We start from the raw sequence: 12,179 nt of genomic DNA, 5'->3' as shown, positions 1-12,179 counted from the left end.
AGAAGGAGGTGGAAGCAAGTGTTGTATGTGAGCCAAACTTTAACGGAACCCCATTTATTTACCTCAGGAATTGAAGGGCCGGCTTGTGATAAACAAGGGAATGTGTATGCCGTGAACTATGCTCGAAGACATACGATCGGGAAAGTAACGCCTGAGGGGGTTGGCCGTTTATTTCTTGAACTTCCTGCAGGTGCTACGGGGAATGCGATTCGCTTTCATCAGGGAGATATGTTCATCGCCGATTACACCGGACATCGAATTCTACGCGTTGACATGCAAACGCTTCAAATTGAGATCTTTGCCGAGCAGCCTGCCATGAACCAGCCTAATGACCTTGCTGTCTCAAAGAATGGCGTGTGGTTTGCAAGTGACCCGAACTGGAAGCAATCCAATGGGATGCTTTGGCGTATCGACCAGAACGGCAAATCTAATCTGTTGGAAGCTGGCATGGGAACTACAAATGGCATTGAGGTCAGTTTTGACGAACGGAGTTTGTATGTGAACGAGACGGTTCAGCGGCGGATTTGGCAGTACGATCTTACGAAAGGGTACGATGTCAGTAACAAACGATTATTTTACGAGTTTCCCGACTTTGGACTGGATGGCATGCGCTGCGATATCGAAGGGAATCTGTACGTTACGCGATACGGAAAGGGCGCCATTGCCGTTCTTTCCCCACAAGGGGAATTGGTAAGAGAGATTGCGTTAAACGGCAACCTATGCACAAATGTAACATTTGGAGGAGTGGACGGACGTACCTGTTATGTCACTATGGCGGATACGGGAACGATTGAGAACTTCCGAACAGACACACCGGGTAGATGCTGGGCTCTTTGGAACGACAACAATAGAAGGAGTGGTGCAAATTGAAACAACCCATTGCTACGGATGGAGCAAGCGGCAAGCCTTTTTCTTCCGCGATCCAAGCGGGAGGTTTCGTGTTCGTGTCCGGCCAAGGTGGACTTGATCCTGCAACCGGACGAGTCGTAAGCACGGACTTGAAGGCTCAAACCCTGCAGACACTGGATAACATTCGACACATTTTACAAGAAGCACATTCCACTTTAGAGGATGTAGTAAAAGTGAACGTTTATCTAAAAGAACGATCCCATTATGAGGCTTTTAACGAGGTGTACGGAAGCTATTTTGCTTATCCCTATCCTGCTAGGACGACCATCTATTGTGATTTGAATTTTGATATTTTGGTCGAAATCGATGTCATCGCACTTTCTCCAAAAAGGGTGGATCAGCAATGAGTATAACGGATAAATCGAGCCAAACCGTCAAATCGGCTGACCGCGTACTGGATATATTTGAATTGTTCGGGGAAGTGGACACACGTGAATTAAGCTTAATGGACATCACACGCCGTCTGGAGCTCCCTGCCAGCAGTGTATTTAAAATTTTGCAGAATCTGGTTCAGCGCGGTTATTTGGAGAAGGATGAGAACGGCAAGATGTTCCATCTTGGTTATAAAATTTTTCAAATCGGTGCCAAATATGCACAGCAGACAAACTTAACGACAGAGTTTCAATATATGGCTTCGCAAATCGTCTCGGAAGTAAATGAAGCCGTTTATTTAGCGATTCGGAGCGATAGGAATATCTTGTATATTGCTGAAAAACAGAGCACGCACCATGTGCGCTTTGTCTCGCATTTGGGGATGAAGCTGCCGCTTCACACGACAGCTATGGGAAAATTATTTTTAAGTGCCATGCCTGATGACGATATCCTTCAGCTGTACAGTGAGCAAAAACTGGGCCTTCTGACCGATCGGACGATCTCCGATCTTGACAAATTATTCGAGCAGCTCCGGGAAATTCGCCGGGATGGTGTAGCTTTCAGCGAAGGGGAAGCGGTACACGGCATCCGTTGTGCAGCCGCTCCCATCTTCAATGCGAATCAAGAAATGATAGCCGCGATGAGCATTTCCATTCCGACAACCCGGTGGAAGGAAGAAACATGGAGCCAGATGACGGAGTTGGTCGTGCAGGGGGCGAAGAAATTGACTTCGATACACTATTATCAGGCTACTTAACCATCGGTAAACTGTTTCCTCAACTCCAACGGCGTGAACCCATTCATTTCCTTAAATACTTTGTCAAAGTAATTCACATTACAGAAACCGGTGCGCTCTGCAATTTGCGTAATGGTGAGGTCTTTTTCGATCAATAAGCGTTTGGCCATCTCTACCCGATAGCGGTTGATATAGTTCATCGGGGAAAGTCCGGTGACTTTTTTAAATAAACGGGTAAAGTGAAAAGGGCTCAAATTGACCAGTCCGCCGAGGGTGTCGGTATAAATCTTTTGAGCATAACTGGTTTCTATGAAATCAATCGCTGGCTTGAGCCGCTTGTATTGATCGAAACTTTTATTCAAGTCTTTTGATAGAGAAAGCTCTTGCTGAAAGCTGCGAAGCATTGGAATCATCATGCGATACAGGGAAGATTTAATGATAAGCTCACAGCCAATTTCTTGAGCCGCGTACTCTTTATAGGCAAGTTCAAAGTGGGTTGTCAGTTCGTTCCATAACGGATGTGAGGGGAGGATGGGCTCCAGGATGGGAGCAGTCTGTATGAAGCGGGCGTATAGATGCTGTAATTCGGAATGCTCAAAAGATCCGGATAACAAGGACATATCGAAGATCATCCCATGGATGGTGCTGCTCTTGCCATTCAGCGACTGCATCGAATGAATCTTGCAGCTATTAATAAATAATATAGCCGGTGCACGTACGACAAAGGAACGATTATCGATATGAATTTGCGCTTCACCTTCCATGAGCTGGATAAACTCTAGGTGTTCGTGCCAATGAGGTCTAACCAAGTGAAAACAGCTAATGACTTCGGTCATTCGTAAGGGAAAGCGCCTGCCTTCGAAAGGTTCAATTTTCTTCAAAGCATCCAATACTGCTCACCCGCCTTATCTATTAGATGATTCTGAGTATACCATAGACGAATCCGCACCGAAACGAAGAAAAGAGCAAAATCTTGTAATGAAAGCGCAATTTCTTCTATAGAACCTGATATCTGAAATAAGCCATAATAAAGTCAATAAAAGGGTTCATAGAGGAGAGAGCAAATTTGACGGGCAAGATGGCGCTGCATGTTCAGAAGCATTTACCAGATCTGTGGAAAGAGGGAGCACTGTTTGCTTTCTCCGGATATGACGGACAAACGGATTCGAATTCTCAATTCGTAGCAACGGTAGGGGCTGAAGAGATCAGCCTGCTATTTCATACACCGAAGCGTAGAAGGTTGGAATTTCTTGTTCCCCATTCCGGCGAGATCCGAATCGCCACAGGAGATGTCCTGTTAACCGAAATGGATGAGGGCCCGCTGCTAGCGGTTTATCAGAGTTGGCATACATTGATCGGGCTGGTCCCTTTGGCCGTTGATATCCGTTTAAGCTTTGAAGAAGATGAAGGGGGTAAAGCTTGGACAAAAGATGCCCTTATCGTAACGGAGTCGGCAAACGGAAGGGATGTCATCGTACTTTTAAGAGACGAGGAACGATGGGCTTTAGCTTACGGAAGCGATCTCGATGAAGCTGTCAGCCGGGTGATGAAAGGACTGACATTCGATGTCTGGGAAGAAACGGAAGCCAGGCTGCAATTTTATCAGCATGTTCCCAGCCTCGAAGATCCGCCTAAAGAACGACTGCTTAACAAGTGTTTCAGCGTAATGAAAGTCAATACCCTTGCTCCTGAAGGTGTCATTCGCCAGCACTGGTCCACGCCTGATCGAGTTCCACACCAAGCGATGTGGCTGTGGGACTCCGTATTTCATTCGTTTGCGATGAATAGGTTGAACCCTGAGTTATCCTGGGAATTTCTGAAATCTGTCTTGGATACTCAGCGTGAAGATGGCATGATTCCTCATACCTGCAAAGTTGACGGAACAGGTTCTAGCATGACGCAGCCTCCCTTACTGGCATGGGGCGTCTGGGAGAACTACCTGCATACGAAGCAAAGCAATTACTTACGCTATGCGCTCCCAATATTGGAACGATATTTAAATTGGGATCTCACGAACCGCGACCGTAATGGAAATGGACTCCTGGAATGGATGATTGAAGGCAATCCGCTTTGCCGGTCGGGAGAATCAGGGATGGATAACTCACCAAGGTTTGATCGTGCGGCGATACTGGATGCCGTTGATTTCTCTGTATTCGCCGCTCAGGATGCTCATTGCCTCGGATTAATCGCGAATGAGCTCGGAGAGACGGCAATTGCTCAACATTGGCAGCGAAAGTCGGCTGATCTGAACGATCAGATTCAGCATATGCTCTGGGATGAGAGCGAAGGCTTTTATTATGATCGGGACATGGACGGAAACTTCTCTCGGGTGAAGGCAGTAAGTGGGTTTTTGCCTCTGCTGCTGGATCATTTTCCTCAAGAACGAGCAGATCGTCTAATCGCCATGCTGCATGATCCTAATCGTTTCCAAACGGCATTCCCTATTCCAACAACAGCCGCCTCTGAACAAACCTACAGCACAGACATGTGGAGAGGTCCTGTATGGATGAATATGAACTATCTCGTCTATACCGGCCTTAAGAAACATGGGAGACATACGGAAGCAAATCAGCTAGCTCAGCAAAGTATTCAAATGGTGCAAAAATATTATGAACAATACGGCGTTATTTTTGAGTATTTTGATTCTGCGGACCTCGTGCCGCCTCCCGAATGCGACCGAAAAGGTCCACCGACAGGTACGTATAATATTCGCCAGAAGATGGACGTTGTTAGAGATTTTCATTGGTCAGCAGCATTGACAGCTTGTCTATTATTGGAACAGGCATAGGGGGAACCATTGTGGCTCAGTTAAGCGGAAAAGTAATTCTAGTGACAGGCGCGCTGGGCAAATTGGGGTTGTCGGCCGTTCGGATGTTTCTGGAACGTGGTGCCAAAGTTGCAGCGACTGATCTTGCTGCGCCTGAGGATGCAAACCTAAGGTTGAACGAACCCGCCATCGCTCCTTTTCTTCCAAATGAATTATTGTACATCCAATCCGATGCGCGAGATGAGAAACAGGTCACCTTTGCCTTAGAGAGTGTTCAGAGTCGTTGGGGCCGCTTGGATGGTTTATACCATAATGCCTATACACAGATCTCCAAACCCGCTATGCAGCTCACTTTAGAGGAATGGAACCAAGTACTTCTAGGAACTTTGACGAGTACATTTCTGATTAATAAATATGCCCTTCCGCTCCTGATTGAATCGGGTGGAGGCGTTATACTTAATGCATCTTCTGTCTTAAGCCATAAAGTGAAACCAACTTGTCTAGCCTATGGCGCTGCGAAAGCAGGCGTTAACCAGATGACCCGTGTCATCGCTGCTGACTACGCCCATCAAGGTGTTCGGGCTAACGCCTTGCTCCCGGGTGACATCAAGACGGAAGAGGCGCTGCATGCATTACCGCTTTCTTTCAAAGAAGCGGTTGCCAAGATGACACCGCTTGGGCGTTCGGGGACGCCTGATGAAGTTTCGGAATTGGCTGCCTTTTTGTTATCGGACTCTGCCTCGTATATAACCGGTGCTTTACTTACCATTGACGGGGGATTTGCGCTATGAATGATCTTTTCTTTCACCACGGAACTCGTGAAACGTTAAAGCGGCAAGCCCAAGAGGGGTACGCCGTCGTGGTTCCACTGGCAGCTACGGAGCAGCATGGGCCTCATCTTCCCGTATTTACCGACAGTATGATCGGTGAGCATATCGCTTTTGAGGCCAGTAGGAAGGCTGCGGTATCTACGAAGCTTCTCTTAGCCCCAACGCTTGCTATTGGGTGTTCGCAGCATCATCTGGCTTTCGGCGGTACGTTATCTTTCACTTCATCTACTTATCTCCTCATGCTGAAGGAAATAGGTGAAAGTCTGATTAGAGGCGGGTTCCGCAAAATTATCTTTCTGAACGCCCATGGCGGCAATGAACCCTTGATGCATCAGGCAGCGCAAGATCTTGCCGTACAACAAGATTGTTGGACCGCCTCCGCTTCTTACTGGAGTTTATCCAGATCAGCCCTTACAGAGCTTGGGGCGCAAGAGATGGGGATGGTACCCGGGCACGCCGGAGGGTTTGAAGCCTCACTTATCGCTTCTCTCGCGCCGGATCTGATACGGAGTCAGCCAACGGATCGCCGGGTGCATCCACAGCGGGCATGGATTAATGCCGGTCCTCCCGGTACTTTTATCGGGAAACACAATTTCTTAACAGGCGTGGATGGCTATACGGACTCTGCTCATCACGCTGATGCGATTAAGGGATCCATGTACTTGCAAGCAATCATTGATTCAACGGCAGAGTGGCTTGTGCAGGTCGGTAATTGGATGAATGAAGGAGTGGAATCAACCTGATGAGCGAATGGACTGAGCGGACTGAGCGGAAAAAAGTGGCTGCCATCGTAACGGAATATCGGCCTGATTCCCATGCGGAAATGATTATCGGACGGCTGCTGGGCTTGTTCGGGTATACGCCACAGATCGAAGTGGTTTCCTTATATCTGGATCAGGTTCCATCCAACGATATCGGTATGTCGGAAGCGCAAGCACGTGGGATTCCCGTCTATGGTTCCATTTTGGAGGCAATTGCCGCTCCGCATGTCGAAAGTCCGATTGATGGCGTCCTTTTGATAGGCGAGCATGGAGACTACCCATGGAACGAGAAGCGTCAAAAGCTGTATCCACGCCGCTACTTTTTTGAAGAAACGTTCCGTGCGCTGGATCTATTAGGGTTGAGTGTGCCTATTTTTAACGATAAACATCTGTCTTATTGCATGCAGGATACAGAGTGGATATACCGTGAGCTGGCGAAAAGAGGACTGCCTTTTCTGGGAGGATCCTCTATTCCGCATGCGCCTCAAGTTCCCAGTTATCCTTCAGAGAGATTAGAACAGGTGAAGGAGATTTTCGTGGTCAGTTGGCTTGGTATAGAGTCATATGGCTTTCATGGCATGGAGGTGCTGCAGGCTGCAGCCGAACAAAGAGCTGGCGGTGAGATGGGAATAGCTACGATCCAAACGCTGGAAGGCCGTTCGGTGTGGACCGCAATGGATCGAGGGGAGGTTCCCGAAGATCTGATGATCCAGGCACTAAGCTCTCTAAGAGATATTCCGCAAGGGAATCCGAGAGATCATGTGGACGTTCCTGTATTGTTCATTCTTACCTATACAGACGGCTTGAAAGGTTACGTCCTTCAGCTTCAGCGTTTTATTCGAGAGTGGGGATTTGCTTTCCGTGAAGCGAATGGCGAGGTGACGGCTGCCCGCTGCGATAGCGGAGTGGGGCGTCCCTACAAGCATTTTGATAAGCTTACCAGCCTGATTGAGCAGATGATGCTGACTGGCCGTTCACCCGTCTGTACAGAACGGACTTTTATTACGACAGGAATGATCAATCTGGCCATGGAATCTTTACATCTAGGGAAAAAAATAGATTCACCACAGCTGTGTTCTATCTCTTATACACATGGAGCCGAGGAGGAATCCACATGAGTGTTTTTCCAAATTTATATTACTATAAGTCCAAGCAGGATCTGCCTCGTCAACCTCATCGGATTGAGGCTGATCTTTGTATCTATGGAGGTACGCCTGCAAGTGTAGCAGCAGCCATTCAAGCAAGCCGTATGGGTTTGAAAGCCGTCATTGCCGAATTCAGCCAACATGTAGGCGGAATGACGTCAAGCGGCCTCGGACGTACGGATGTCGGTAACATGTCATCGATTGGTGGGATTTCCAGCGAGTTTTATCAAGCATTGGGAAAGCACTACGGCAGCGATGAGCCGGATGGAAGAACTTGGGCGTTAGAGCCCCATGTGGCGGAGCGTATCTTCACGGAATGGTTGCAGCAAGCCGAGGTACCGGTGTATTTTGAGCAGCATCTAGAATCTGTAGAACTTCAATCGGGTCGCATCATACAAATCAAAATGGAAGACGGCAACATTTATACAGCCCCAATGTTTATTGATGCATCGTATGAGGGGGATTTGCTCGCACGTGCCGGCGTTTCCTATCATGTGGGCAGAGAATCCAACAAGGTGTACAAAGAGATTTTGAACGGGATCCATTTCGGTCATCCCAAACATAACTTTACGGCTTGGGTAGACCCGTATGTAATCGAAGGAAAGATAGACAGCGGGCTGCTGCCAGGCATATCCGATGCGCTGCCAGGCGTGCAAGGTCAGGGCGATAATACGGTGCAGGCCTACAATTTCCGAATCTGTTTGAGCAGCAACCCGGATAATCAACTTCCTTACCCTGAACCGCCTAATTACAACCGCGACGAATTCGCTTTACTGGGGAGATATATTCGCAATGGTGTCTGGGATGCTTTGAAGCTCAACAAGGTGATGCCGGGCGGCAAAAGTGACTTGAATAATTGGGGCGCTGTCTCAACCGATTATATTGGGCGTAATTATGCTTGGCCGGAAGCGAGCTATGAAGTTCGCGAACAGCTTTTTCAGCAGCATCTTCACTATAATATGGGCATGCTTTATTTCCTAGCGAATGATGACACGATTCCGGCAGCCATTCGAGCGGAGGTTCGAAAGTGGGGGCTTCCAGCTGACGAGTTTACCACGACGGGCGGATGGCCGCATCAGCTCTATATCCGCGAAGCGAGGCGTATGATATCGGACGTTGTGATGACTGAGCATCATTGCCGCCATTTTAAGGAAGAAGAGGATTCCGTCGGGTTAGCCGCCTATACGATGGACTCGCACAACTGTCGGCGTTTGGTGCTGGACGGTCGGTGCATCAACGAAGGTAATGTTGAAATCAGTCCCAATGGACCTTATCCGATTTCGTATCGAGCGATAATTCCAAAAGGGGAGGAATGTACCAATCTCGTTGTGCCCGTGTGCTTGTCTTCCTCGCATATCGCTTACGGGTCCATTCGAATGGAGCCTGTGTTTATGATTCTTGGCCAATCCGCAGCTACGGCAGCCGCATTAGCGCTGCAGCAACAATGCGCATTGCAAGACCTGGATTACGGGCTGCTGCGTAAACAACTGCTGCTAGATGGTCAAATCCTTCATGCGAATTCATAAATACAGGTGTCATTGATTCAAAATTGTTCTTAATGGGAGGTCATACGCATGAGCAAAAAGACAACCGTTATTGGATTTATGGTAGCTCTATCTCTCCTCACAGCCTGTTCAACCGGGAAACCGGCGGCTACTACGCCTAACGATTCAGGAGGAACGGCAACAGCAGCTCCCTTGAAAGATGTCACGTTGAAAATCGGCTTACCCGGCGGTTATGACATCACCAGCCAGAAGATTATCACAAATTTCCAAGCGAAATATCCGAATATTAAGCTGGAAATCGAGGAAACGCCGTGGGCGGATTTTGTCACGAAAATCGTCACTCGTATCGCGGGAAATAATCCCCCTGATCTTTGGCTGCAAGAAAATGCTGTTGTGCTTGGTTACGGGAAACGCGGGGTAGCGGAGAATCTGGAACCGTATATCAAGCGCGATCTGAAGACCGACGACTATGCGAGTGCACTGACCTCCGCAAAACTGGATGGCAAAATATACGGGATTCCACATGGCATCAACCCAGGCGCGCTAGCCTATAATAAACAAATTTTTAAAGACAATAACATTCCTTTCCCGACCGATGACTGGACTTATAACGATATGATTGAAACCGCCAAAAAGTTGACGAAAGATACAAACGGGGATGGAAAACCGGATATTTATGGCTTCCAGGCAGGCAACAATATCACCCTAGGATGGCTCCCTTGGATGAGGGCATACGGCGGTTCCGCTCTAGATTCGACCTTAACGAAATCAAATTTCACGGATCCCAAGTCGATTCAAGGACTAACGGCATGGGCCGATACCATCAACAAGCTGAAGATTAGCCCTACGCGAGAAGCGGCAACCACCGGTAAATTTTTCGAAAACGGGAAAGTGGCCATGACCTTTTTCCAGTATGCGACGCAAGTCTCTCTTAATAAAAATAAGCCGGACCTTGATTGGGACACCGTCAAAATGCCGATCGGCATGGACGGCAAACGCTTTGTTCCGATGGTTGTGAACCAATGGATTGTTTATTCCAAGTCGAAGCCTGAAGTGAAAGAGGCAGCCTGGACATTCCTCAAGTACTATTTGAGCGATGAGGGTCAAGGCTTGCTTTCAGAAAGCGGCACAAGCTTGCCCGTGAAGAAAACAGCGTTGGCCGAGCTCGAGAAATCAACGACGAAACCGGTGAACAAGAAGGCTTATACGAAAGGGATTGAAGAAGCGGGGGGAACCCTGGATGAGAACGCATCTTGGAACGAATGGCGCGCAGCAGCTGGTCCGATCCTGAACGATATTATGGATGGCAAGCGAACACCGGAAGATGGCGCCAAAGAAATTCAGCAGAAAGTCCAAGGCGTACTCGACGAAAACAAATAAACCGGATTGGACTTGAAAAGAGGTGCTCCGATGCGCAAACAAGGCTGGTGGGGTTTCGTCTTCACCGTACCTTTTGTCCTGCAACTGCTGATTTTCTTCTTGTTTCCCTTCGTATTTTCCCTTTATTTAACGTTTACGAAGTGGGATCTCTTCAACCCGCCGCAATGGATCGGACTGCGTAATTGGAGCCAATTCCTGCACCAGAAAGTTTTCTGGCTTTCGATGCGCAACGTCGGTTATTTTGCCGTATTGTTCGTTCCGCTTCAGACATTCACTGCGCTCATTCTTGCTTATTTGCTCAATCAGCAGATTCGAGGAAAATCCTTGTTTCGGATGATTTACTTTCTCCCTGTGATCACGCCATGGGTCGCAGGGGGCATGATCTGGCTGTGGATTTACAACAATGAATACGGCCTGCTGAACTGGATTTTGCATACGCTCGGACTTCAACCGGTCGATTGGATACGAAGTGGGAAATGGTGGTTAGTCATTGGTTCAATTGCACTTGTAAACATCTGGAAGGGCGCCGGGTATTCGATGGTCCTCATTTTGGCTGGCATGCAGAATATCTCCCAAGAAATGCTGGAAGCGGCACGGATGGATGGGGCGACGGGTTGGACGCTTTTTACCAAAATAACGATGCCGATCGTGTCCCCCATGGTCTATATGGTCATGATCCTTTCAACAATCTCTGCTTTCCATGCGTTTGATGTGTTTCTAGTCATGCTTGGTGACGTCATTTCTGTCGCCGATCGGAATATGGTGCCTAACATCTTAATTTACCGCGATTCCTTCCTGAATTTCAAAATGGGCAGCGCATCCGCAATGGCATGGGGATTGTTCCTAGTCATTCTAGCTATCACCATTGTACAGAAGGTAACGGAAAAGAGGTGGGTGCATTATGAATAATTCCTACACCAGCTTGAAAGTTACCGCCTATGCGATATTAGGCCTCGGGTCTGTTCTTATGCTTGTTCCTTTTCTATACATGCTCTCAACATCATTGACAGCAGCAGGCTCGGAACTAACCTTGCCGCCCAAACTGATCCCGGACCCGTTCGTCTGGAAAAATTACCGGCAGGTCTGGATCGAAGTAAACTTTCTGCAGTACACGATGAACAGCATTTTTGTCACGATCATGGATTTAATTGGAACCGTAGCTTCCTGCGCGATCGTAGCTTATGGGTTGGCATTTTTTCAATTTCGCGGCAGGAACCTGATATTTTTGTCGATGCTTGGCACGATGATGCTGCCATCCCAAATTACGATGATTCCAACGTATTTTATCTGGAAATCCGTCGGTGCGCTTGATACGTATTATCCGCTTATACTGAGAAGCTTCCTTGGTGGGGCCTTTGGCATCTTCCTGCTGCACCAATTTTATAAAACACTCCCGAAGGAACTGTATGACGCGGCTTGGGTGGATGGTGCGAACCCTTGGAAAATTTTCTATAAGATTTATCTTCCGTTAGCCAAACCGGCCTTGTCCGCACTAGCTGTATTCACTTTCATCAGCGCTTGGAATAACACTTTAGAACCGCTTATTTACTTGCAAAATAAACAGATGTTTACCCTGCCGCTTGGGCTCCTTTTCCTGAAAAACGAAGTTCAAAATCGGATGACCCTGATCATGGCTGGTGCCGTCATCACCATTGTCCCCGTCCTTGTCGTATTTCTATTTGCGCAAAAATACTTTGTTCAAGGCATCGCTTCAACTGGATTGAAAGGCTGACTTTACGGAACTCCAACAAATGGCCCGCATAGGGAAAAGGAG

Annotated in this window: 12 protein-coding genes; 11 read left to right on the top strand and 1 reads right to left on the bottom strand. The window is 47.9% G+C overall.

From position 1 onward, the window contains the following. Nucleotides 1-18 precede the first annotated feature (18 nt). Genes ACKTT9_RS21875 through ACKTT9_RS21865 form a run of 3 tightly spaced genes read left to right on the top strand, consistent with a single transcriptional unit; the run spans nucleotide 19 to nucleotide 2,038 of the window. Nucleotides 19-870, top strand: coding sequence for an SMP-30/gluconolactonase/LRE family protein (locus tag ACKTT9_RS21875; protein WP_407867621.1), 852 nt, complete (start codon nucleotides 19-21; stop codon nucleotides 868-870). Beyond that, nucleotides 867-1,256 (top strand): RidA family protein, encoded by a 390-nt coding sequence (locus ACKTT9_RS21870; RefSeq protein ID WP_407867620.1) that lies wholly within the window; start codon nucleotides 867-869, stop codon nucleotides 1,254-1,256. The genes ACKTT9_RS21875 and ACKTT9_RS21870 overlap by 4 nt, the downstream gene beginning before the upstream one ends. Then, nucleotides 1,253-2,038 carry an IclR family transcriptional regulator gene (locus ACKTT9_RS21865; RefSeq protein WP_407867619.1) on the top strand — a complete coding sequence of 262 codons (786 nt, stop codon included), beginning with the start codon at nucleotides 1,253-1,255 and terminating at the stop codon, nucleotides 2,036-2,038. The genes ACKTT9_RS21870 and ACKTT9_RS21865 overlap by 4 nt, the downstream gene beginning before the upstream one ends. On the opposite strand, the gene ACKTT9_RS21860 is transcribed toward ACKTT9_RS21865, so the two are convergent. Further along, a complete protein-coding gene (locus tag ACKTT9_RS21860) occupies nucleotides 2,035-2,853 on the bottom strand; it encodes an AraC family transcriptional regulator (RefSeq protein WP_127450771.1) in 819 nt (272 codons plus the stop codon). The genes ACKTT9_RS21865 and ACKTT9_RS21860 overlap by 4 nt on opposite strands. A gap of 230 nt (nucleotides 2,854-3,083) precedes the next feature. Between ACKTT9_RS21860 and ACKTT9_RS21855 the strand changes: the two genes are divergently transcribed. From ACKTT9_RS21855 to ACKTT9_RS21820, 8 genes are read left to right on the top strand one after another with little or no spacing between them, the layout of a single operon-like run. Next, the gene (locus tag ACKTT9_RS21855) at nucleotides 3,084-4,805 is read left to right on the top strand and encodes an amylo-alpha-1,6-glucosidase (RefSeq protein WP_407867618.1); all 1,722 of its coding nucleotides are present in this window, start codon (nucleotides 3,084-3,086) and stop codon (nucleotides 4,803-4,805) included. 11 nt (nucleotides 4,806-4,816) lie between these two features. Continuing rightward, entirely contained in the window at nucleotides 4,817-5,575 is a 759-nt protein-coding gene (locus ACKTT9_RS21850) for an SDR family NAD(P)-dependent oxidoreductase (protein ID WP_407867617.1), read from the top strand. Next, nucleotides 5,572-6,357, top strand: coding sequence for a creatininase family protein (locus ACKTT9_RS21845; RefSeq protein WP_407867616.1), 786 nt, complete (start codon nucleotides 5,572-5,574; stop codon nucleotides 6,355-6,357). The genes ACKTT9_RS21850 and ACKTT9_RS21845 overlap by 4 nt, the downstream gene beginning before the upstream one ends. Further along, nucleotides 6,357-7,493 (top strand): hypothetical protein, encoded by a 1,137-nt coding sequence (locus ACKTT9_RS21840; protein ID WP_407867615.1) that lies wholly within the window; start codon nucleotides 6,357-6,359, stop codon nucleotides 7,491-7,493. The genes ACKTT9_RS21845 and ACKTT9_RS21840 overlap by 1 nt, the downstream gene beginning before the upstream one ends. After that, entirely contained in the window at nucleotides 7,490-9,046 is a 1,557-nt protein-coding gene (locus ACKTT9_RS21835; protein ID WP_407867614.1) for an FAD-dependent oxidoreductase, read from the top strand. Before ACKTT9_RS21840 ends, ACKTT9_RS21835 begins: the two co-directional genes overlap by 4 nt. 48 nt (nucleotides 9,047-9,094) lie before the next feature. Beyond that, nucleotides 9,095-10,405, top strand: coding sequence for an ABC transporter substrate-binding protein (locus ACKTT9_RS21830; RefSeq protein ID WP_407867613.1), 1,311 nt, complete (start codon nucleotides 9,095-9,097; stop codon nucleotides 10,403-10,405). A 30-nt stretch (nucleotides 10,406-10,435) separates the two neighbouring features. Next, on the top strand, nucleotides 10,436-11,314 hold the full coding sequence (locus tag ACKTT9_RS21825) for a carbohydrate ABC transporter permease (RefSeq protein WP_127450759.1): 879 nt from the start codon (nucleotides 10,436-10,438) through the stop codon (nucleotides 11,312-11,314). Further along, on the top strand, nucleotides 11,307-12,137 hold the full coding sequence (locus tag ACKTT9_RS21820; protein ID WP_407867612.1) for a carbohydrate ABC transporter permease: 831 nt from the start codon (nucleotides 11,307-11,309) through the stop codon (nucleotides 12,135-12,137). The genes ACKTT9_RS21825 and ACKTT9_RS21820 overlap by 8 nt, the downstream gene beginning before the upstream one ends. Nucleotides 12,138-12,179: the final 42 nt, after the last annotated feature.

The sequence above is a fragment of the Paenibacillus sp. P36 genome (genome assembly GCF_045866505.1).
Classification (GTDB): Bacteria; Bacillota; Bacilli; order Paenibacillales; family NBRC-103111; genus Paenibacillus_E; species Paenibacillus_E chondroitinus.
The sequence above is the reverse complement of the archived record's forward strand: the minus strand, read 5'-3'. Positions and strand labels throughout refer to the sequence as shown.